The sequence below is a fragment of the Paenibacillus sp. FSL H7-0323 genome, from assembly GCF_038002725.1.
Taxonomy (GTDB): Bacteria; Bacillota; Bacilli; order Paenibacillales; family Paenibacillaceae; genus Paenibacillus_AQ; species Paenibacillus_AQ odorifer.
Window position 1 is genome coordinate 3,974,185 of the sequence record NZ_JBBODB010000001.1, and the last position, 22,676, is coordinate 3,996,860.

The 22,676-nt window shown below is 43.0% G+C and carries 17 protein-coding genes and 3 tRNA genes; 5 read left to right on the top strand and 15 right to left on the bottom strand.

Features of this window, described 5'->3' with window-relative positions:
- Positions 1–36 precede the first annotated feature (36 nt).
- From MHH89_RS17940 to MHH89_RS17950, 3 genes are read right to left on the bottom strand one after another with little or no spacing between them, the layout of a single operon-like run.
- Complete coding sequence (locus MHH89_RS17940) at positions 37–2,550, bottom strand: ABC transporter permease (RefSeq protein WP_341087763.1); 2,514 nt, start codon at positions 2,548–2,550, stop codon at positions 37–39.
- Between the two features lie 22 nt (positions 2,551–2,572).
- Positions 2,573–5,074: an ABC transporter permease gene (locus tag MHH89_RS17945; RefSeq protein ID WP_339244957.1), complete on the bottom strand. Its 2,502-nt coding sequence runs from the start codon at positions 5,072–5,074 to the stop codon at positions 2,573–2,575.
- An 11-nt stretch (positions 5,075–5,085) separates the two neighbouring features.
- A complete protein-coding gene (locus tag MHH89_RS17950; RefSeq protein WP_341087765.1) occupies positions 5,086–5,751 on the bottom strand; it encodes an ABC transporter ATP-binding protein in 666 nt (221 codons plus the stop codon).
- 349 nt (positions 5,752–6,100) lie between these two features.
- Between MHH89_RS17950 and MHH89_RS17955 the strand changes: the two genes are divergently transcribed.
- The 4 genes from MHH89_RS17955 to MHH89_RS17970 all read left to right on the top strand — a co-directional run bounded on the left by MHH89_RS17955 (position 6,101) and on the right by MHH89_RS17970 (position 11,150).
- Complete coding sequence (locus MHH89_RS17955) at positions 6,101–6,784, top strand: response regulator transcription factor (protein WP_076130304.1); 684 nt, start codon at positions 6,101–6,103, stop codon at positions 6,782–6,784.
- The gene (locus MHH89_RS17960) at positions 6,781–7,818 is read left to right on the top strand and encodes a sensor histidine kinase (protein ID WP_341087767.1); all 1,038 of its coding nucleotides are present in this window, start codon (positions 6,781–6,783) and stop codon (positions 7,816–7,818) included. Before MHH89_RS17955 ends, MHH89_RS17960 begins: the two co-directional genes overlap by 4 nt.
- A gap of 102 nt (positions 7,819–7,920) precedes the next feature.
- On the top strand, positions 7,921–8,619 hold the full coding sequence (locus MHH89_RS17965; RefSeq protein ID WP_076184824.1) for an ABC transporter ATP-binding protein: 699 nt from the start codon (positions 7,921–7,923) through the stop codon (positions 8,617–8,619).
- Positions 8,616–11,150, top strand: coding sequence for an ABC transporter permease (locus MHH89_RS17970; RefSeq protein WP_341087769.1), 2,535 nt, complete (start codon positions 8,616–8,618; stop codon positions 11,148–11,150). The genes MHH89_RS17965 and MHH89_RS17970 overlap by 4 nt, the downstream gene beginning before the upstream one ends.
- Before the next feature lie 88 nt (positions 11,151–11,238).
- On the opposite strand, the gene MHH89_RS17975 is transcribed toward MHH89_RS17970, so the two are convergent.
- The 9 genes from MHH89_RS17975 to MHH89_RS18015 all read right to left on the bottom strand — a co-directional run bounded on the left by MHH89_RS17975 (position 11,239) and on the right by MHH89_RS18015 (position 21,205).
- On the bottom strand, positions 11,239–12,069 hold the full coding sequence (locus MHH89_RS17975; protein ID WP_036685556.1) for a MetQ/NlpA family ABC transporter substrate-binding protein: 831 nt from the start codon (positions 12,067–12,069) through the stop codon (positions 11,239–11,241).
- A 42-nt stretch (positions 12,070–12,111) separates the two neighbouring features.
- On the bottom strand, positions 12,112–12,774 hold the full coding sequence (locus MHH89_RS17980) for a methionine ABC transporter permease (protein ID WP_036685560.1): 663 nt from the start codon (positions 12,772–12,774) through the stop codon (positions 12,112–12,114).
- Complete coding sequence (locus tag MHH89_RS17985; protein ID WP_081387310.1) at positions 12,767–13,528, bottom strand: methionine ABC transporter ATP-binding protein; 762 nt, start codon at positions 13,526–13,528, stop codon at positions 12,767–12,769. Before MHH89_RS17985 ends, MHH89_RS17980 begins: the two co-directional genes overlap by 8 nt.
- Before the next feature lie 485 nt (positions 13,529–14,013).
- On the bottom strand, positions 14,014–15,411 hold the full coding sequence (locus tag MHH89_RS17990) for an ADP-ribosylglycohydrolase family protein (RefSeq protein WP_341087770.1): 1,398 nt from the start codon (positions 15,409–15,411) through the stop codon (positions 14,014–14,016).
- Positions 15,412–15,414: 3 nt separating this feature from the next.
- Entirely contained in the window at positions 15,415–16,371 is a 957-nt protein-coding gene (locus MHH89_RS17995; RefSeq protein ID WP_076184827.1) for a nucleoside hydrolase, read from the bottom strand.
- A 40-nt stretch (positions 16,372–16,411) separates the two neighbouring features.
- On the bottom strand, positions 16,412–17,350 hold the full coding sequence (locus tag MHH89_RS18000; protein WP_036685567.1) for an ABC transporter permease: 939 nt from the start codon (positions 17,348–17,350) through the stop codon (positions 16,412–16,414).
- Positions 17,347–18,393, bottom strand: a complete 1,047-nt coding sequence (locus tag MHH89_RS18005; protein WP_036685569.1) for an ABC transporter permease — start codon at positions 18,391–18,393, stop codon at positions 17,347–17,349. Before MHH89_RS18005 ends, MHH89_RS18000 begins: the two co-directional genes overlap by 4 nt.
- The gene (locus MHH89_RS18010) at positions 18,386–19,948 is read right to left on the bottom strand and encodes an ABC transporter ATP-binding protein (RefSeq protein WP_076130297.1); all 1,563 of its coding nucleotides are present in this window, start codon (positions 19,946–19,948) and stop codon (positions 18,386–18,388) included. The genes MHH89_RS18005 and MHH89_RS18010 overlap by 8 nt, the downstream gene beginning before the upstream one ends.
- Positions 19,949–20,065: 117 nt before the next feature.
- Positions 20,066–21,205, bottom strand: coding sequence for a BMP family ABC transporter substrate-binding protein (locus MHH89_RS18015; protein WP_076280292.1), 1,140 nt, complete (start codon positions 21,203–21,205; stop codon positions 20,066–20,068).
- 327 nt (positions 21,206–21,532) lie between these two features.
- Here MHH89_RS18015 and MHH89_RS18020 point away from each other — a divergent pair, with 327 nt between their 5' ends.
- Positions 21,533–22,288, top strand: coding sequence for an AraC family transcriptional regulator (locus MHH89_RS18020; RefSeq protein WP_076130295.1), 756 nt, complete (start codon positions 21,533–21,535; stop codon positions 22,286–22,288).
- A gap of 136 nt (positions 22,289–22,424) precedes the next feature.
- Here the strand turns inward: MHH89_RS18020 and MHH89_RS18025 are convergent.
- The 3 genes from MHH89_RS18025 to MHH89_RS18035 all read right to left on the bottom strand — a co-directional run bounded on the left by MHH89_RS18025 (position 22,425) and on the right by MHH89_RS18035 (position 22,675).
- Positions 22,425–22,503 (bottom strand) — tRNA-Leu (locus MHH89_RS18025).
- Between the two features lie 14 nt (positions 22,504–22,517).
- Positions 22,518–22,591, bottom strand: a tRNA-Cys gene (locus MHH89_RS18030).
- A gap of 9 nt (positions 22,592–22,600) precedes the next feature.
- A tRNA-Gly gene (locus MHH89_RS18035) sits at positions 22,601–22,675 on the bottom strand.
- Position 22,676: the final 1 nt, after the last annotated feature.

The following is a 22,676-nucleotide window of genomic DNA, read 5'->3' on the forward strand; positions in this document are numbered from 1 at the left end:
TGAACTTTCCTTTAGGGTTAACTATGCGGCTCTTTATCAAAAAACCTCGCTCCGTAATCTTTCAATAATAGTCTTCTTAGATATGCTGTGGTAACACAAAACGGGTACCACAATAGAGATCAGCATGAAGGGGATTATACTAAGAAAAATAGGGGTTAATGTAAAAGTCCAAGTAAAATAATCAAGTTCTGCTCCCATTGCGGGTACTAGGGTAGTATTTGCCAAGCTTCCTAGCACAATCGAAAACATCAGCCCTAGGAAGGCATACCCGCCGCCCTCAAAGATAAGCATTTCTTTTACCTGCTTATCCGTCATGGCTATTGATTGCAGCATGGCAATTTCTCGTTTTCTGGTTAAAATAGAAGTTTGCATGGAATTTATGAAATTCAGAATCCCAATAACACCTAGCAGAATACAAAATGCACCTCCTACCACCTCATACATAAAGATTAAACTACGAAAGGTTTCTCTAGAAGTATTCTTCGAATAGAAATCCAATCCGGTATCCGTATGTAAGCAATAGTCCTCCAGCCATTTTTCTGTCTGAGTTAAATGTTCATCATCTACGTTAAAGATTGTATACATTGGCAGCATAGAATCTGCATGGGCAAGCAGTTCATCCGAAGGCAACAAATACTCTAATCCTATATCATAATATGCCACTGAGTGAATAGCTCCCGGAAAATCAACAATGGCAAGCACTTCATATTCCTTTTCCTTTCCGTTTCCAAAACTCACTTTAACTTTATCTCCCGGATGATAAATGCTGCTTGTACCATCTAGGAATTTCTTACAGTTAGTAACATAGATTCCCTCTCCGTTCTCCCAGCGTTTTTGATCCAAAGCTCCTTCCTTTACTTGAATCATCTGTGCCGGCCACTCACTGAAACCAAATGTATTCACTATTGATCTCCGTTTCACCATTTCCTGAGAACTCAGAAATTCCTCTTGGTCCTTTTCATTCATCAATCCGACTTCTCTTTTCAGCGCAGACATTGCCTGATCACTTAAATTTTGTGTTAAAGGGAGTACATAAACATTACCGCTATTTTCAAGCCCGTCCAATGACTCTACTTGTTTTATGAACTCATTGCTTACACCGGAAGTATCAAATGGAGGCGAATTATTTATGATCGAAGTATCAGCAACCGTAAAGTCCGAAACAGACTGAAACTCAATGAACTTATTAAAATCAAAAGAATGCACAAGACCATAAGTACTATTAAGAATAACCAAACTAAGTGTAAAAGAAAGCGTGACGATGATCACTTTTCGGGGGTTCCTCTTTAAATTAGCCATTGCTAGACGAACGGATGTTATTGGTTGAGCTTTTTTCTTTTTTCTTCTTAGTTCTCCCGCCTGTTTTCCTTCAACATAACTTAGAGCTTCTATTGGAGAAACCCTTGATGCAACCTTTGCTGGCCCTAAGCAACTTAATAACACTGTGCAGAGGCTGAATATAGCGGCAATAGCAAAAATAAGCGGGTGTACACTTGTTACGACGCGCATATCTTCACCAAAAATATCGATAATAGCCGGAACAAGAAAACGACCGATCGTCCAACCTATCACTAGTCCAAAAGGAATACCGATACAAGCAAGATATATTGCCTTATAACGAACCATTCTTTTGATTTGTTTTGAGGTTGTCCCAATGACTTTTAATAAACCATAAGATTTAATTTCTTGTGCAATTGAAATATAGAATATATTGTAGATTAACAAATATCCAGCTAAGAAAATCACTGTGATTACAAGGAAACCTAGAAGTATATTTTGAGGTTCAGATCCTAGAATATCATAAGAAGCGTTAACAGTTATTTGACCATCAAAATCACTTCTGCTGGCAAGTTGTTCAGATTTCGTTTCAATATCCCACGTATTCGAAAACCAAAATTGACTGTTGATATAGCCTGAGTACACATTGGGACGGTTGTTCCATGGTTCAGTTGCCACAGGAGCTATTAAATCTGCATATTCACGAGAAAGCCAAATATTTTGACGCCAAGAGAGCGGATTTCCATCCCAAATTCCACAAACGGTAAAGGTATCTGTTATTGTTTTTTCATCTGTTTTGAAGGTTAACGAAATAGATTGACCTAATGTATGGGGAAGACCCAGCGCATCCAATACCAAGGTGCTTACACTTATGTCTTTCTTTTGCTGTGGCATGTTTCCAAGCTGTGGTAAGCTATACGCCCATTTTGCATACTTTTCCTCACCATACCTCACTTCTGTAGGTAACTTAGAAAAGGCAGCCCCCTGTGCATCACCGATAAGAACCGAATAGGAGATGTCCTTAATCATTAAATCTGAAGAGACTCTTTTATACTCAGGCATAGACATTTGATGAAATCCACCATGAGCATTGCTCCCTGCGATTCTCATCTTGTTATCTTTCATTGACTCTAACAAACTCCCTGCAATAGTAAATACACTGGTGAACATAATCGCAGCCAAGGCTATTGCCAGAATAGCAAAATAATTTTTGCTAGATTTAAGAGAGCGCTTTGCCAACTTTTTCATAGTTTTTCCACTATTGTGTTTCAAAGTTCCCACCTCCCTTGCATTATTATTCTGCTTGTCTTAGCTGTTCAATAACACTTGAACGGGAAATAGATTTGTACAACAAACCAGGAATTATTGAACAGATCAACAAGACAACCCCCGAATATATGATTAAAGAGGTAACCGGATATCTAAACACTCCATAGCCTATATATTCATGCAATATATTAAAGACCAGATAACTAATGCCACTACCCACTATTAATGTAAGAACAAAAGCAATTAGAGCAAACCAGATTCCTTCAAAGGTGATCAGCCATTTAATCTGCTTCTTCGTCGCGCCAATAGATGCTAGAACAGCAAACTCCTGTTTTCTGGATACAATGCTTACTAATATAGTGTTAATAAAATTCAAAACACCGATGCTGCTTAAAATGATAATGATAACAATAGAAAGATTGGAAAAAGACTGCTTTAAGTCAGCAAACGCTTTTGCCTGTTCAATTTTTGAGGTGCGTGAAATGCTGCTGTCTCCGCTTGTAAGGAGTTTGACCTCATTCAACACATCCTGTTCTTTCCCTTTTTGCGCATTAATCTTAATAGAGTAAATCACAGCATCAGAATGATATTTGTTGATAACATTATTTGACACAATTAGCCATGGAGCAGCACCACTATTCATAGCATCACGTTCAAACGTCATTTGACCGCCAATTTTCACCTTATAGCTCTTGTTGTTGTCAATTACCGTAAAGGGTATCTGTACACCTATTGGAATGCCATTCCCATTAATATCAGTTACCAATGCTATCTTCCCTTTGGAAAAGTCGCTTAAATTAATCGGGTTCTTAGCAGTACGGTTATACTCCTCCAGTTTTTTATCATCAATGCCGATCAATAAACCCCAAAAGTTAGTTTTAGGATCTTCCTCATAATGTTTTTTATCTCTGAGTTCCTCATTCACACCTGCACGAAATTCATTGTAATTTCGCAGCCACTCACCATGAGTACTATCTGAATAATGCTGGAAAATAGATACTACCGTCGTTCGTTCGAGTTCACGGATCCCGTTTACTGCGGAAATTTGCGACAACAACTCAGGAGTAAAGTGCTGCTCCTCTGTTGGATTAAAACTGGCTCTGGTCATTTGGTTATACATAGCAATGTCGTATTTAACCTCTGCATTGATGTATTCCTCCGCACTGAAGGATTTTAGAAATGTGGAAAGCACCACAAGTGCAGTGCTGCCTAAGAAGAGCGTTAACACAACAAAAAGCAATCTTTTTTTACTACGGAGTATATTTTTTAACGACATATACGGTATTTTCGCGCCATGTCTACCTCTTGATTTTTGTTTTCCGGATTGTGTATCAGTATGTTTCGACGCTTCAATCGGAGAAATTCTCCCTGCCTTCTTTGCAGGTGCTCTATAGCTTAAAAATAGAGTTAACGCTGAGAAAAATAGGGCCAAGAGCAACACCCATAAGTTGACTTGCCTATCTATGGATGAGAAACCCTCATACGAAGATAAGGCAAGTGGCACTACGTAAAATGAAAGCCCCCATCCCAACAGCATCCCCACAGGCAGGGCAAAAAAGGCTACTTTAGCAACACTGTAATAGACAATTTGCTTGATTTGCGCACTAGTCATTCCCAGCATTTTCAGCAGCCCATAAAATCGTACGTCTCGAGTAATAGAGATATACGCAACGTTGAAAATAATAAGGTATCCATCAAACATAAAAAACAAAACCATTATTACTGCAACCAGTGAATCCTTGACATTCATATTCAATTTACCGTCATATGAAGGAATCAACTGCTGATTTCCATCTAAATCAATGGAGGCTCGAATCTGCTCGATTTTATCGTGATAATGTCTGGTATCTTTAAATAATAACCCTACAAGATTCGGCACTTCCTGCGGATGTTCTCTTAAAAATGTTTCTGAAAAAAAGACAATTCGATTGTTTTCAGAATTGATATTTGCCGTGTCCTCATAGAATCCAGACAGAGTAAAGGGAAGGCTCTGAACCTCTGCGTCGCCGTTTTTTGAAATATCACTGATAGCAACAGACAATGAAACCTCCATTCCAGTCCGCGGCTTTGAGTATCCCAACCTATTCAACAGCCATGTTGACATCATGATTTCATTGCCTTTAGCAGGATAGGTACCCTGCATATTATCTACAAGTGATCCGCTATATTCCTCCCAATTTGTAGAACTGATCATCTGTATATCAATCCCAGCCTGTCCCTTATTATTGACAAGTGATCCCATTTTGGTTTGAATATTCATTTCAGGCTTTAAAATATCAAATTTACTTAATAGATCTAATTGATTCTGTGTTGGACGACTCAAAATAACATTAGCACTTGTCCCGGTTTCTTTCATTTCTTGATGTTTAGATAATTTCAAGTAACTGTAAAATGTGCTGCAAGCTGCTGTAATCAGAATGGTCGTAAGAATGATGGCGCATGCCAATATAATATTTCTGGTTTTGTTTGCCTTATAGTATCTCTGAAATAATTTTCGGATGACGGATGAAGAATGATTTCTATACATTTTTTCCCTCTCTAATCCACGATTTTCCCATCCTCCATACGGAGAATCCGATCAGCACGCAAGGAAATTTCGTTGTTATGTGTAATCATAATGATTGTTTGATTTAGTTGGTGACTAGTCATTTCCAGCAGCTTGATTACCTCTTCACTTGTTTGACTATCCAAATTTCCAGTGGGCTCATCGGCAAGGATAATAGCGGGCTTCATCGCTAAAGCCCTTGCAATTGCTACACGCTGTTGTTGGCCCCCAGACAAATTGTTGGGTAAATTATTCAGCTTCTCCTTCAGTCCTAACATCCTTACAATGATGTTCACATACTCCTTATCCACCTTGTTTCCATCAAGTTCAATCGGCAGAACGATATTCTCGTAGACATTAAGTATCGGCATTAGATTATAATTTTGAAAAATGAACCCGATATTTTTACGTCTAAAAATCGTAAGCTGATCACTGTTCATCTTTGACAGTTCTTTCCCATTCACTTCTACGGTGCCAGAGGTAGGATTATCAAGGCCCCCGAGCATATGCAGTAGCGTAGACTTACCGCTGCCGGAAGTCCCAACGATAGCCACAAATTCACCTTGCTCCACACTCATTGTTATGCCATCCAACGCTTTGACAAGGTTTGGTTCACTACCGTAATACTTTCTCAAGTCGTTAGCTTTTAATATACTCATGCACAACCCCTCTATTTCTTTAGAATATCTGATTCTTCATGTGTCATACCGTCGTGAAATTTCTTGCAATACCAATAACTAGAATAAATAGTGTGTGCTTCGACATTTTTTTCCAAGATCCACTTTATTCCATTAATTTACTATTTTATATAAAAAAATTCGTTTACAATGTTTTTTTTGAGGACTATACTAACTATTTGTTCTAGAAAATTACATTTAATATACAATAAAACATTTTTAAAGATTATAAAGAAAAGTCCACTTTCAACTGTCTACTAAATAAAAATCTCGCTTTCGAATAAATCCCGAGAATGTATAATGATCAAATAAGAAACAAAGGAGAATTACTATGAACATACTGATCGTTGAGGACGACCGTAGTTTAAATAAAGGGATCGCTCTCACTCTTTCTCAAAACAATGTCATGATCCATCAAGCCTACGATATTGCCGCGGCGGAGCATATTTTCGCAGTTAACCCTATTGATCTCATCATTCTGGACATCAATCTGCCAGACGGCAGTGGGCTGGACTATTGCGAGCAACTTCGCAAGACCTCACGCGTACCCATTATTTTCCTAACCGCCAATGATATGGAGTCCGACATTATCACCGGTTTTGCATTGGGGGGCGATGACTATATCACTAAACCATTCAGCCTAATGGTGCTTCGCGCCAGAGTAATGGCAGTGCTCAGAAGAACGGAATCACTAGGGACTGGAAAAATAACATTGGGTCCCTTAGAACTCGATTTTGAGAAACTGGAGTACAGCAAAAATAAACAATCGCTCCAGCTGAGCAAAACTGAGCAAAAACTGCTGCGGCTGCTGGTGACGAATACGGGCAATATTTTGACCCGAGAACAGCTGATAGACAAGATCTGGAGCAAGGATGCCGAATTTGTGGATGAAAACGCATTGACAGTAGCCATCAAACGGCTGCGTGCTAAACTTGAGGATGACCCGGCAGCACCCAAATATATCAAGACCATTTACGGACTTGGATACATGTGGACTGAAGGGCAAAAACCATGAAAACCAATAGTCCACCTGCTAATTTCAAGCAAATTCATAGGCTCTTTTTACTGATCATCCTTATACTAGTGGCCTGTTTTATCGTCAGTATAATGTTTCTGTACGGGTTCGACCCCACTCTGCTCCAACTGACTTCTCTATTTATCATCTGTATATTAGCGACAGGAGCCGTATGGGTCTGGTTATGGAACCGCCAGATCGCAATCTATATACAGACCTTGGATACAGCGATTGAACGGGCTATACATGACCTGCCGCCACTCACTAACTATGAAGAAACTGCTCTGTCTTCGATGGAACATAAACTAAAGCGGTATATAGGGATGTCTAAGGCGAATGAACGAAATATTCAAACAGAGAAAAACAAAATAAAAGAGCTGATCTCGGATATCTCCCATCAAACCAAGACCCCCCTCTCTAATATCATGGTATTCAGTCAGTTGCTCGAAGAGATGCCCGGACTAAATGAGAATGTCCGGCACTACATACAGCATATTAAAGCGCAGTCAGATAAGTTGGATTGGCTGATCCAGTCTCTAATCAAATTATCACGTTTGGAAACAGGAATGATCTCCCTACAGCAGATTGAGGCGAAACCGCTCATACAAACTCTGACGCAGGCTTTATCCCAGATTTATGCACAAGCGGAAAACAAACAAATTACGATCAATATTGACTGCGGGATACACATCTTAGCCTGCCACGATGTCAAATGGACAAGTGAAGCACTATTCAACCTGCTCGAGAATGCTGTGAAGTACACACCACATAACGGACAAATTTCCGTTCTCGCTGAAAGCAACGAGATGTTCACCTGTCTCCACCTTACCGATACTGGACTTGGAATCCCCAGCGAAGAAATCCCTCACATCTTTAAGCGGTTTTACCGAGGAAAGCAAGCGCGTGAATTCGAGGGGGTCGGCATCGGGTTGTTTTTGTCCAGAGAGATTATCACGGCGCAAGGCGGCCATATCAACGTCATTTCTGAAACTGGAAAAGGTACAACCTTCTCTGTTTACCTGCCCCAGCGCTGAAATAGAATGTGTCATTATGGTCAGAATTCAGACACTCTCCTGTCAGATTGATTTGCTACCCTTAAATCATGGACAAACAGATCTCATTGGAGGGGAAGAGTTATGCCGATTCTACAGACTGAAAATTTAAAAAAACACTATGGAAAGGTTGGCGCAAGCGTTAAGGCTTTGGACGGTATATCACTGTCAGTGGATAAAGGGGAGTTTGTCGCCATTGTCGGCACTAGCGGCAGCGGCAAAAGCACCCTTCTTCATATGCTTGGCGGATTAGATCGGGCAACAGAGGGCAAGGTTTACGTGGACGGGAATGATATTTTTGCGATGAGTGATGAGAAGCTGACCATTTTTCGGCGCAGATCGGTGGGGTTTGTTTTTCAGAACTACAATTTGGTACCCATACTAAATGTGCGGGAGAATATTGTGCTGCCCATTGAACTGGACGGTGGCAAAATTGACGAAACTTATCTTGATCTGATCATCCGCACTTTAGGCTTGCAGGAAAAGATGAATACTCTACCTTCTAATCTGTCTGGCGGACAGCAGCAACGGGTGGCAATAGCCAGAGCATTGGCGACCAAACCTTCAATCATCTTAGCAGATGAACCTACAGGTAATCTGGACAGCAAAACAAGCCAAGAAGTGCTGATTTTACTTAAACAGATGAGTGAAAAATTCAACCAAACCATTGTGATGATCACACACAATGAACAAATTGCTCAAACTGCTGACCGTATTATCCGTATTGAAGATGGCGTCATTTTCACTGGACAACTCCGTAGCTCCGGAGTGAGCCAGCCATGATCAGCACGAATAACCATAAGACCATTGCTACTTTAGCCAAAAAAAGCCTCAAAGCCAACCGTGCTCGCAATTTCACTATCATCTGTGCCATCGTACTGACTACGCTTTTGATCACCAGCGTGTTTACCTTGGCGCTCAGTATTAACAAATCGATGCAACGCGCACAAATGCAGACTACCGGCAGCGATTATCATGGAAGCTTCAAATATCTGAATCCTGCCGAGTTGGAGAAGCTGAAGAATCAACCATCCATCAAAGAATATGGCGTCTTCCTTAAGGTTGGCGATATAAGCACCAGTCTGTTCAAGAATCACCGGGTAGAGGTCCTTCGAATTGACGAGAATTATGCCAACCACGGTTTTATCAACTTTATAGCCGGCGGACTGCCCTCCCAAGAGAATGAAATCGTCCTAAATACTTGGGCGCTTGACTTGCTAGGAGCAAAACATGAGTTAGGCCAGACTGTGAAGCTGGATATAGACATTGGTGAAAAAGTCATAAGCCAAGACTTTAAGCTCTCCGGATATTACGAAACCGATCAAAATTTGGCGATGTCAGGATTGGCTTTTGTATCCGAAGCATTTACACAGAAGAACATTTCCCATATTGACCCGGACATCTCTGAAGCAACGGGTTCTTATGTGAACACCGCAGGTCTAGGGGTGATGTTTAATAATTCTTATAATATTGAACAGAAGGTACAAAAGATTTTGACGGACACCGGCCTGGATGTACCTTATGGTGTCAATCCGGCTTATACAAGTGTTTCTCTCTCCGATAATCTACTGAATATCATTCCTTATGCAGTTGTCATTCTTATCACCATGCTGAGCGGCTATTTACTAATCTACAATATCTTTTTTATTTCCGTCGTGCGGGATGTCAAATTTTACGGGCTGCTAAAGACCATCGGTACCACACCCCGACAACTGAAAAAGATCATCTCCATTCAGGCCCGCTCACTTTATCTCGTCGCATTGCCTTTTGGATTGGGGTTCGGGTATCTGCTAGGTCTGCTGATTCTCCCTATGGCCTCCTCATTTTTAAACGGTTCTACTGATAATGTCTATTCTGCTAGCCCGTGGATATTTATTGGTGCAGCAGCATTCTCGTTTATGACAGTATGGATCGCCGCAAGCAAACCGGGCCGAATGGCTTCGCGAACCTCGCCGGTAGAGGCTGTAAAATTTTCCGGAGTCAGCAGCGGTGGAAAACGGAATGCCAAAAAATCAAAACATGGCGCAAAACTTCACAACATGGCGTTCTCCAACCTGTTCAGAAGCAAAAAGAAGCTGATCCTGATGCTCTCTTCACTCTCCTTGAGTATCATCTTGTTCAGTACCATTTTTACAGTAATTTCCTCACTGGATGTGAATAAATATCTGCGTGCCTTTATCTCCGGTGATTTTGTGGTTCAGAATGAAGTGCTAGTCAGTATTACAGGGCCTCGAGACGGTGATCCATATAAGCTTTCAGAGGAATTCGCCAACAATCTAAGTAAAATTGACGGTGTAGAAACTGTTGATAAGGTTTACCACAGATATGTTCCATCTCCTATCGATGATGCTGTCCGGGCTATTTTGGAGCCAATGGCAGCTGCTGACCCACATCCTTATCTTCTCTCCACTTTAGAAAAGGTGGGGATGGTCTACAATCATTTATATGGATTAGATCCGGGCTGGTATGATCTTGTGGACAAGGATATTATTGAAGGGGAGTTTAACAGGCAGAAGTTTGCTTCAGGAAAATATGCGGTCATATCTGAGGCCATGTTTATAGAAGAAGATAGCTACCGCACCTATTATCATCCTGGAGATACAGTCACTTTCGAGAAGTCGGGTAAATCTTATGAAGTGATGGCAGTAGTAAAACATGATGCAGTATATGCTGCCACAACAAAATCTTACTCTATGTTAGGTTACAACATCTTCCTCCCTGCTTCGGAGCTGCAGAAGGAAATGCCGAAGGGTACAGATCCAGCCAATATCGTTTCAGCCACACTACATGTCGATCCGACTAAGCTGGACCAGGTAGAACAAGTGGTCAAAGCTTTAACAGATTCAACTGATGAATTAACTTTAAAATCAAGGGAGGATTACAAGGATGAGCTCGGTGGATTCATTCGCATTTTTCAAACCGTCGGGTATGGGCTTAGCCTGGTCATTGCTCTAATCGGGGTGCTGAATTATATCAACACTGTACTCACCGGGGTAGTCTCCCGCCGGAATGAACTTGCCATGCTGGAGAGTATTGGCATGACTAAAAAGCAGCTAAAACGTATGCTGATCCTTGAAGGATTCTACACCGTTTTGCTAACCGTCCTCATAACCTCAACATTAGGTGTATTGCTGACCTATAACCTTTCCAAAAGCATCACGGATAATATGGCCTTTATGGTATTTCAGATGAGTTGGCTGCCGTTTATCCTCACCGTTCCTATTTTGTTAATTCTCGCTTACACAGTGACACTGAGAGCCTATAAAACGTTATCCCAAGCATCCATTGTGGAACGGCTGAGAGAAGCCGAGTAATGTAAGACACACCTAAATACTCCTATTACAAAAAGGGCAGCCCGGTAAATATCGCCGGGCTGCCCTTTTTTATAGATCCATATTCAGCTTATTTAAACGCAGGCAACGCAATATCCGCGTAATTATCCTCAAGGAACTTCTTCACTTCAGGACCGCTGATCCGTTTAGCCAGCTTTTGAATGGCGTCAGAGTCCTTGTTATCTTCACGTGCCACCAAAGTAATTGTGAATTCGGAATCTTCGCCTTCCGTAATCAGTGCATCTTTCTTCGGTGTCAATCCTAGTGGGCTCGCATAAGCCGGAGTCATGGCTACCAGATCGCCATCATCAAGCATACGGGCCAGCATTAGGAGATCGACTTCTTCAAACTTGAATTTCTTTGGATTTTCAGTAATGTCTGCTTGTGTGGCTTGAATGCCTACGCCTTCTTTTAGCTTAATAAGATCAGCTGCAGCGAACATTTGCAATGAACGGCCGATGTTAGATGGATCATTAGCCATTACAAGCGTAGCCCCTTCAGGAAGATCAGCTATAGTCTTGTAACGTTTGGAGTATCCGCCATAAATAGCGTCATAAACAGGCTGTACCTCTACCAGATTAGAACCTTTGCTTTCATTATATTGCTTCATATAAGGAACGTGCTGGAAAAAGTTAGCGTCTACTTCTTTATTAGCCAACGCCTCATTAGGCTGCACATTATCAGAGAGAACAACGATCTCCAGATCAATGCCATCTTCCTTCAGGAGCGGCTTCACAATATCCAGAATTTCTGTCATAGGTGGGATCAGTGTAGCGATCTTTAATTTGGTTAACTCATCATTACTACCTTTTGCAGCATTGTTCTCGGCTGCTTTATTAGAGCCACAACCCGCTACGACCAATACCATTAATGTAAGCACAAGTATCATTGATTTTTTCATTAGTACTACTAACCCCCAGTTTATATATTGAACTATTTTGTATTACCGCTTATCCAACAGCCTTGCGATAGTCCCCCCGGTGAACTGAACCAATTGGACTAATACAATCATCACTAGAATGGCATAGATCATCACTTCCGTCTCAAAACGCTGATAACCATAACGGATAGCGAAATCACCAACCCCTCCCCCACCAACAACTCCCATCACGGTCGAGAAGGAGATAAAGCTAATTGTAGAAGTAGTAAGTCCAAGGACTAGACCCGAACGAGCTTCCACATACAGAAATTTAAAGATCAAGCCCAGCTTCGAGGCTCCCATCGATAATGCTGCTTCAATGACCCCTTTAGGAACCTCCAGCAACGACTGCTCCACTAACCGAGCGTAATAGGCAATAGCGATTATAGATAATGGAACCGCTGCTGCAATCGTACCAATGGCGGTCCCGACCAGGAAACGAGTGACTGGAATTAGCGCAACGACCAGCAGCAGGAACGGAAAAGAGCGGATAATATTAACGATACTGTTGAGCACCAGAGACAACGTTGTATTCTCATAAAGCTGCCCTTTTCGGAAAAAAAACAACAAGGTACCCAGTGGAAGCCCCAGCAGCACGGCCGCTCCAACAGAAATACCAACCATCACAAAGGTTTCACCAATCGAATCCCACATCTGTGCCTGATATTGAAGTACACTATCAAACATGATCTTCCCCCGCTTTACCAAGAATCTGATCGCGGTATGTCCCGGTACTGGCTGCCGCTGGACGGAATTCACCGTCTTCACGAGAGAACGAATCTACAATGCGCCCTTTTTCCATCACCGATACATGAGTACATATGCTTTTAACAACATCCATCTCATGCGTAACAATGACAACCGTTACTCCAAGACTTGAATTCACATGCTTCAGCACGTTCAAGATATCTGTAGTGGTTCCTGGGTCCAGGGAGGACGTTGGCTCGTCACACAGTAATATTCCCGGACTGTTCGCTAGTGCGCGGGCAATCGCAACACGCTGACGTTGTCCTCCGCTGAGCTGTGCCGGATATTGTTTTGCCTTATCTGCCAGTCCAACAAAATCCAGACACTCCTTCACACGCTTCATTCGTTCATGCTTTGGGACATCTGCCAGCTCCAGCGGGATCGAAACATTCCGCTCTACAGTGACGTTATAAACAAGATTAAATTGTTGAAAGATCATTCCAATCTTTTGCCTTGCTTTACGCAGTGCTTTACTAGGCATTTCGGTCAGGTTGTGGCCATCTACGGTAACCGTTCCCTCATCCGGCTGTTCCAGAAGATTCATCAGTCGCAGCAGCGTAGATTTCCCCGCACCACTCTCACCAATGATCCCATGAATGGATCCCTGCTTTACCTCCAGCGATACCTCATCTACAGCCTGATAGATGCCTTCCTTCAGCTTGAACCCTTTACTTACCCGACTCAGCGACAGTATTAGAAGCTCCCCCTTCCTTTCCCTTATATAATGAACCTCCATCAAGTGAGACATTGTATTACAATTTTCTAAAATCTGTTTTATTAAAAATCTCCTTAAATAATAAGACATTTCTTCTGCTGTGTCATCATTTTTCTTTAAATGATATACCAGGAAGGTTGATGAAAACCTAAAAACCCTTTATACCGGGCTCTTTTTACACATTTATTAATAAAATAAAAAGGGTTAGCAAAGATAATCCTGCCCTCTTGAAATCATGATTCTCCTATTGCCCCACCACTAAACGCTCCACTGTTAATATAGCCATATTTGGTTTTTTTAAGTGTATGAAATGCAGTTAAAGCTACATTTGGTTGCTTGGAGTGTGATTAAAGACCTGCTGTTACGCAAAAAAGGATGTCTAAGCCAATAGCTTAAGACATCCCATAATTCATATAGTAATCCCTGAATCCCTGATCTATCGAGTCCCATACTCGCTAAATCTTTTATGCCTTTTCGCCAAGCTCTCTGCGAATCTTCAAGAACACTTGGTAGCTGCGTTCCGCACATTCCGAAATCGCTATCGGATGAAATCCGGGCAGATCGGCATATAACGTATCGTGAAGCGGTTCGATCCATGAAGCCGGCAACTTACTTGCTCCAAGCTTCGCTCCCATAATTGAGCCCACAGTAGCCCCGTTACAGTCTGTATCCATTCCACCATATACGGAAGTGACAACTGTTTTTTCAAAGTCATTCCCGCCATAAACAAGCGACGCAGCTACAAGAGCAGCATTATTATTTGTATGGACTGCATCATAGTGGCTAAAAGTATCCCAAATGTTACGAACCAACTCCCGCTCACTTTTGGCCTTCTGCGCAATATCTATCCCCCGCAAAACATCACTGGCCAAACGACTGGTACGCGGAATCTCACTAAGGCCTATCTCTAGGATCCGTTCATTATCCTTCTCTGCAAAAGCTGCCGATATCATCGCCGCGTTAAACATCTCACCGTAGATGCCATTTTTCACATGTGAAAATGAAGCGTCGCGCCAGCCTAGTTCTGCCGCAAGCTCAGGATAACCTGCTGCGCCATAAGCCAGTCCATCTGCGCGTATAGCGGCACCAATCCACTCGCGGTAAGGGTTTAAGTGCATCCGCACTCTTTCCTGCCGCACCAGCCAATCCGCAGGCTTCTCGCCATGCAGATGAGAGGTCTCCTGCGCAAAATTCATATATGACTGTGTCTCCGCCGTGCACACCTGACTATATGTTAAATGTGTATGCCACAGCTTTCCGATATCCCAAGAATCCCAGTTCAGACCCTTCTGCTCCAGCAGCATAAGACCCAGGACAGTGTAGCGAATATCGTCATCGCTTTCCATATACTTGATCGTCTCGCGGGTACTCGCATGTGTCCATTCACTTAAGCCAAGACCATATTCAGCCTCTGCCCGTGAATGCCCAGGCGTATAGCCAGTAATTGGCCAGGCGTCCGCACCCTGAAACCATAGCTCAATATTCTCCCAGCCCGGACGGCCATCTTTCCCATAGAGATAGTCCCAATACTCCAGCGGTTTCCCGAGTGCGCAGCCGACACTTCTACCGAGCCAGGCTCCATAGAACTTATCTCTCCATTCCGCTTCGCTCCAGTCCGCCTCAAGCTTACGTGGGCCTTCTGGACGTAGATGACGAATCTCCTCCAGAGAGGATGGCTCTTGATACGGAAAATCCTCACTGATCGTAAGCTCCATTAGCTCATTGTATACCTGCATCAGCTTGAGCTCATCGGCACCAGCAGTCGCTAGCTTATCCGCAAAACCCTCAATCAGACAACCTTCTTCTCCACGCTGAGCAATTTCAAACTGCACGGTCTCTTGAAGTCTCTCCCATCCTGCCATAGGCTACTTCCCTTCAGCCGCTAGCAGCAGCTCTTGATCAAGCTTTTCCAGTGAATCAAAGATCAGCTTCATAAATGCTTCCCGGTCAACGCCCACCAATACTTGCACATTCGCTGGACGATCCGTCTTCTTCCGTCTGTCTGCAACTGTCATTCCCCGCGTCAGCTTGCCTTCTGTCTCCACCGTTACATATAGATGCTCAGATTCAAATAGTTCCGGATGCAGCAGCCAGGCAACAGCACATGGATCATGCAGCGCACTGCCGACATAGCCCATTTTTTTACCGTAAATCGAATAGAAATCCAGCAATTCTCCGACCATTGTAGACACTGGTCCCCGCTCTTTCAATGCTAGGATCTCATCTTCAAAAATAGCAGCCTTATCGGTCACATCCAGACCACTCATTGTGATCGGAATCCCCGACTCAAACACAATACGGGCTGCTTCAGGATCTACATAGATATTAAACTCCGCAGTAGAGGTGACATTCCCATACGAGATACCTCCGCCCATCAGTGAGATTTTTTCAATTCTGTCTTTAATCTCTGGATAAGCCGTGATTAGCAGTGCAATATTTGTTAAAGGAGCCATCGGCACAAGCGTAATCTTCTCCTCTGAAGAACGGATGATATTCAGCATAAACTCCACAGCACCCTGCTCTACAGGGCGAAATTTACTTGGGGGCAAAAGCGGGCCATCCATGCCCGATTCACCATGCGCTTCCTCACCTGTAACAAGCTTGCCGAACAGTGGGCCAGCAGCCCCTTTAGCTACAGGAATGTCAGCATTCACGAAACTGATCACCTTCAGAGCGTTTTCCGTGATTTTATCTAAAATTTGGTTTCCACCAACCGTTGTAATCCCGCGCAGATCTAACTTCTCCGAATTTGCTATGGCAAGCAGTATCGCTATTGCGTCATCATGCCCTGGATCGCAGTCAATAATAATAGGTGTTGGCATAGTTACTCACTCCTTGTCTGTGTATCAATCATTTCAATCGCTATTTAACTAGCGGGCTTTTAAGTTTTTTATTCTTTTTTCGTGTCTCAGATACTGCGTAGATCACAAGTCCAATTACTGTGGCTACATAAGGAAGAGTGGCGATTAGCTCCGCAGGAATCTTTAACACCTGTAGCGCATTCGACAATGCATCTGCAGTACCAAATAATAAAGAGGTCAGCGCCGTGCCTACGGTCGTACTTCTTCCCATCGACTCAGCGGCAATGGCAATCCAGCCCCGGCCAGCGATCATATCGCGGGTAAACAGTGACAAATACCCCATCGACATATAAGCACCGCCTAAACCGGCAAAAAATCCGCTAAGCAGCAAAGCCATATACTGTATTTTTACAACACTTACACCCACGGATTGAGCCGCATGTGGATTTTCACCCACTGAACGAATGCGCAGTCCAAGCGGTGTACGGTTTAATAGATAGTAGACAACAAACACAGCCAATATAGAAACATACGTCAGAATGTGATGCCCCGATAAAATAGGTCCAAGCACCGGGATATCCTTCAACAAAGGAATCTGGACACTAGGTAGAACTTTACTCGCCAGCGAAGTGGAAGAACCCTTGTCGCCACTAAGCAGATAGAGGATAAACACAGTGCCTCCCGAAGCGAACATATTAATGGCCACACCCCCGAGAATGATATGTGTTTTGAATTTCAGGGTGAAAAAAGCTAATATTCCAGCGATCAATGTTCCAGACAGCACCGCCCCAAGCAGACCTACCCATGCGCTATGTGTATAGCTGCTTATGATGACACCCGCTAAAGCGGCAACAAGCATGATGCCCTCCATCCCAATGTTAATGATCCCTGCACGGTTGGAGATGAGTGCGCCGAGCGCGGCGAACAGAATCGGAGTCGTCACGCGAAGGACAGAGAACGCAAAGTCAGTTGTAAAAATCACATCAAACAAACTATTCACGCTTCCTTCGCCTCCTTCAAGAGCATCCGATTTTTCCAGAACTTCAGAAATTGCTCAGCCGAAATCAGAAGAATGATAATTGCCTGTATAATTGAGATCATCTCTGAAGGTACATCAGACAGACGCGCCATCATGTCAGCCCCAATTCGAATGTACGCTAGGAATAATGCAGAGCCGATTACGGACAGCGGATTATTTTTGGCTAACATCGCTACAAGGGCACCATCCAAACCATAACCAGGCAGTGACGTCCATTGGAAACGGTTATACATCCCCAGCACTTCTACGGAGCCCCCCATACCTGCGATAAAACCTGCAATCAAGTGGACGAGAATAATAACCTTGGCTGTCTTCATACCGGAATAACGGGCAAAGTCCCGGTTGATGCCTGTCATGCGCAGCTCATATCCCCATTTCGTTTTGTATAGGAATAGATGAGCTGCAATAATAAGCACGATAACGATAATAAGACCGGTATGAATACGGGTGCCCGAGACCATTTTACTCAGCAGTGCCGTTTTCTCGAATTTGTAGGATACATTGGCAAAAGCTTTAGCATCACGCAGATGATAGTTCAGTAGGTATAGCCCTACTCCGAACAAAATATTATTGAACATTAAGGATGTAACCAACTCATTAGCATTCCATTTTGCCTTCAGAATACCAGGTATTGCCGAGAGCAACGCTCCTACAATTGAACCTGCAGCAATAGCTACCATCGGATGCAGCCAGCCGTCCAGCGTTAAATGAATAGCCAATACGGAAGTTACAACACCGGAGAAATAGAAAATCCCTTCAGCTCCCAGGTTGAACATATTGGCTCGAAACAACAAGGATACTGCCAACCCAGTGAACATGAGCGGAATTGCCATCTCAATCACATTACCAATATGACCTTTACTGGATAACGGCTCTAATAGGAATATACCAATCGTCTTCACAGGCTGATTACTGACCAAAGAGATGATCAGAAAGGCAATAGCGAGTGCAATAACGATTACCGCCGATGTCCGAATGTACTCAAAATATTTAACTTTAAACATGATTTACGGCCCTCCCGATGTGCTCCTCGTCCTGTCGATGAATCCCCAGCATATAAAGACCTAATTCTTCCTCACTAACCTTAGATGGCTCCTCGAAAAAGGCAACAATCTTACCCTCGTACATTACTAACAGACTATCGCTGATCTCCAAGATCTCATTCAAATCTGCCGACACTAGCAAAATCGCGCAATCGTCTGAACGTAATTCCAACAACTTTTGATGTATGAACTGGGCTGCGCCTATATCCACACCCCGTGTCGGCTGTTCTGCAATAAGCAGCTGCGGTTCAGTCGAACACTCTCTAGCTACGACTACCTTCTGCATGTTACCACCTGACAACATTCCTATGGGCTGAGAAGGTCCTGAACAGCGGACTTTAAATTCCTCTACAAGGGATACTGCTAGCTTGGCAATTCGTGAGCCATTCAAAAAAAGACCTTTATTCATTGCTTTTGTACGATACTGAGTAGATAGCAGATTATCAGCTATGCTTGCCTCACTAGCGATCCCTTGCCGCATCCGATCCTCCGGTATATAGGAAACGCCTAGCTTACGAATATCCAAAATATCCGATTCACGGATATCCTTTCCCTTCACTAGTACAGAACCCTGACTTGAGACACCTCTCAAGCTACCTGTAAGAGCTTCAATGAGCTGTGTCTGCCCGTTGCCTTCTACACCAGCAATCCCAACGATCTGCCCACCACGTACCGCAAAATTGATATCCGACAATAATGCTTTGCCATCTGCATCATTCACACCGAGTCCCTGCACCGTTAGTACTGGCTCACTAACAGCCAGAATCTCTTTGTCATATTTCAGCACGACATCTCTGCCGACCATTAACCGCGAGATTTCCTGTTCTGTCACATCCTGTGTTTGAAAAACACCTTCACTACGGCCGCTGCGCATAATCGTAATTCTGTCGCAAATCGCTTTGACTTCCTTTAATTTGTGCGAAATAAAAACTATCGTATGGCCCTGTTCCCTTAATTGCTTAAGCTCGCGGAACAATTCCTCTGTTTCCTGTGGAGTCAACACCGCAGTTGGCTCATCAAGCACCAGAATTTTAGCACCACGCAGCAGCGCCTTAAGAATCTCAACCTTTTGTTTCATCCCAACTGTAAGATCCTCTACTTTTGCCTTTGGATCCACGGCCAGATTGTATTTCCTTGCGGTCTCTTCCGTCATGCGCACTGCCTCGGCATAATTAATGCCAACTCCTCTGCGCGGCTCCATACCCAGCACCATATTCTCTGCCACCGTAAAAGAAGGTACCAACATGAAATGCTGGTGGACCATGCCGATGCCTCTATCAATGGCGTCCTGAGCGGATTGCAGCTTTACTTTTTCACCCTTGATATAGATCTCGCCTTCACTTGGCTCTTCCATGCCGAACATAATCTTCATTAAAGTCGATTTACCTGCACCGTTCTCACCTGCAATCGCATGTATTTCTCCCTCACGTAAAGAAAAATGCACGTCTTTATTTGCAACGACGCCATTGGGATATACCTTGGTAATTCCCCGCATTTCCAGCAGAGCTGTGTACATAGGTCTCAACGCCTTTCAACTTGGAGGTCTGCAAAAATATACAGCTGGAATTCCCCTGACTAGAAGAATCTCCAACTGTAGGTTTATCTCTATAGAGCTGATCTTAAGATTTAAAGCTTAAGGCTTAACTGCGTTACGAATAGCTTCTACCTCTGCGGTTTCCATCCCCATCGCATTATCCACTTTAATTTCTTTATTGATCAGCTTTTGCTTCACTTCTTCAACCTTGGCCTGAAGATCAGCCGGGAATACATTTTTATAAATATCATTCTCAGCAATACCTACACCATCATCTACAAAGCTCAATACATCACGTTTGCCCATTTCTAGCGTACCCTCTTGCAATCTCTTCACTGCACCTAGAATAGCCGTATCAATCTTTTTAATAGATGAAGTAACGATTAGATTTGCTTTTTCACTATCCGTATCGTTAATCAACATTGCCTGATCGGAGTCTACACCAATTGCATATTTTTTCTTCTCTTTAGCTGCGTCAAAGATCCCAAGACCTGTACCCCCAGCCACGTTAAAAATAACATCCACACCGGAGTTATATTGAATTAGAGACAGCTCCTTACCTTTTGCCGGGTTAACAAAATCACCAGCGTACGACACAGCCACTTTTACATCAGGATCAACGTACTGAGCACCTTGAATGTAACCGACCAAGAAAGCATTAATCCCCGGAATATCCATACCGCCGACAAACCCAATCACATTCTCAGGGGTAGCATTCGGCATATCCGATTGTGTAGCTAATGCTGCTACGGCACCTGCCAAGAAAGATACTTCATTTGTCGCATAAGACATGTTGTACATGTTATCTGGTGCTTCATCGATGTCGGTATCATAATTAATGAATTTTTTGTCTGGATACAATTCTGCCGTTGCATTAAACATCTCTGTAATTTCAGAACCGCCAGAAATAATTACATCCCAATCCTCGGAAGCGATATCGTTAAATGTAGGCTCCCATTTCGTTTTATCAACGCCCATTTCAACAACCTTTGTTTCTGCACCAAGTTCATCCTTAACCTTTTGCAAGCCGTTATTAGCGGAATCAAAAAATGATTTATCCCCAAGTGTCCCCGGAATCAGCAATACAACCTTGAGTTTATCCCCTGCACCTGTTTCTCCACCCTCAGCAGCGTTTGATCCAGTATTCGCAGAAGAACCGTTATTGGACGTGTTATTCCCACATGCTGTGACCAGAACCATCACCATTAATAACAACAAAGAAAGAACTTTTTTATTCATTACTCTATTCCACCCCTAATTTTAGTTGGTTAGTAATCCGCAGAATCCCATCTTCACCCATTGTATAATTCACGGTTCAAATGGAAATTCTCTTTTTTCCAAATAAAGTATTATTAAAAGTAATAAATTTAACGTTTAGGCTCAAAAATAGCAATAAAAATACCATTATTATTAATAATCCGCTTTATTTCCGAACGAGATGGCCAGTCAGGTTGCGAACTTTCGGATTTATTGATACGATCATAACAAATATTATTAAAAATAATTATATGATTTCGGTCATTGTTTTGTACGATTCGGCTAAAACATAAGTATTGGAGGATCATCATGGATCGTGTTCTATATATTGTAAGTGCCACACATGAGCTAAATACTTATATCCCTCCACACCAGCATGAATGCTACGAACTAGTCTATTATTTACAGGGGGTAGGGACAACCAATGTTGGCCCACGAAGTTACCATTTTCGCTCCTCTTCTTTCGCGCTTGTGCCACCCAATCATAAACATGACGAGCACCACCGTGAGGATGCAAATGTATTATTTGTAGGCTTCCACTCGGAACACCCTAATATGAGTAATCTGCTCGGCGTATATGAAGATGATAAAGATCAGACCGTTCTTCAAATCCTGCTGCGAATGAAAGCAGAGTTTACACGCAAGCAAGACGGATTCTCTGAGCTTCTAAACCTACAAATGAGCGAGATTACCGTCCATCTTATGAGGCTTCTTAGTGCCTCTGGATATCAATCCCCAACAGAAGATCGAGTACAATATGTCCTTAATTATATGAATGAGCATTATCGCCATAAATTGTCCGTCGAAACACTATCAGAAATGTCCGGATATAGTTACGATCGTTTTCGCCATCTATTTAAAGAACGTTTCGGGTCTTCACCCCTGCGGTATTTGCTGTTAAAACGCCTGGATTATGCAAAATCTCTATTACGTCATACTCAGATGCAAATCTCTGAAGTATCCGCTGCTGCAGGTTTTGTGAACGATGCCCAATTCTGCAATATGTTTAAACGAGAAATAGGTCTTACTCCGCGAGCATTCCGCATTAATAATCAATCAGGTTAATCACTAATCAGATTAAAAAAAGCCGTTGAAATAGAGAGACTCTCTATTCAACGGCTTACTGCTGTAAACCCAAGGACATAAAGAAAAAAGGTTTGTAAGACTGCTTATAAAAGCATTCTTACAAACCTTTTTAAGATACCGGCGAGAGGACTCGAACCTCCACGGTTTCCCACTCGATTTTGAGTCGAGCGCGTCTGCCATTCCGCCACGCCGGCACATATGAACTAAATGGAGGCGCCACCCAGATTTGAACTGGGGATAAAGCTTTTGCAGAGCTTTGCCTTACCACTTGGCTATGGCGCCATGAAAACTTGGAGCGGACGACGGGAATCGAACCCGCGACCCTCGCCTTGGCAAGGCGATGCTCTACCGCTGAGCCACGTCCGCA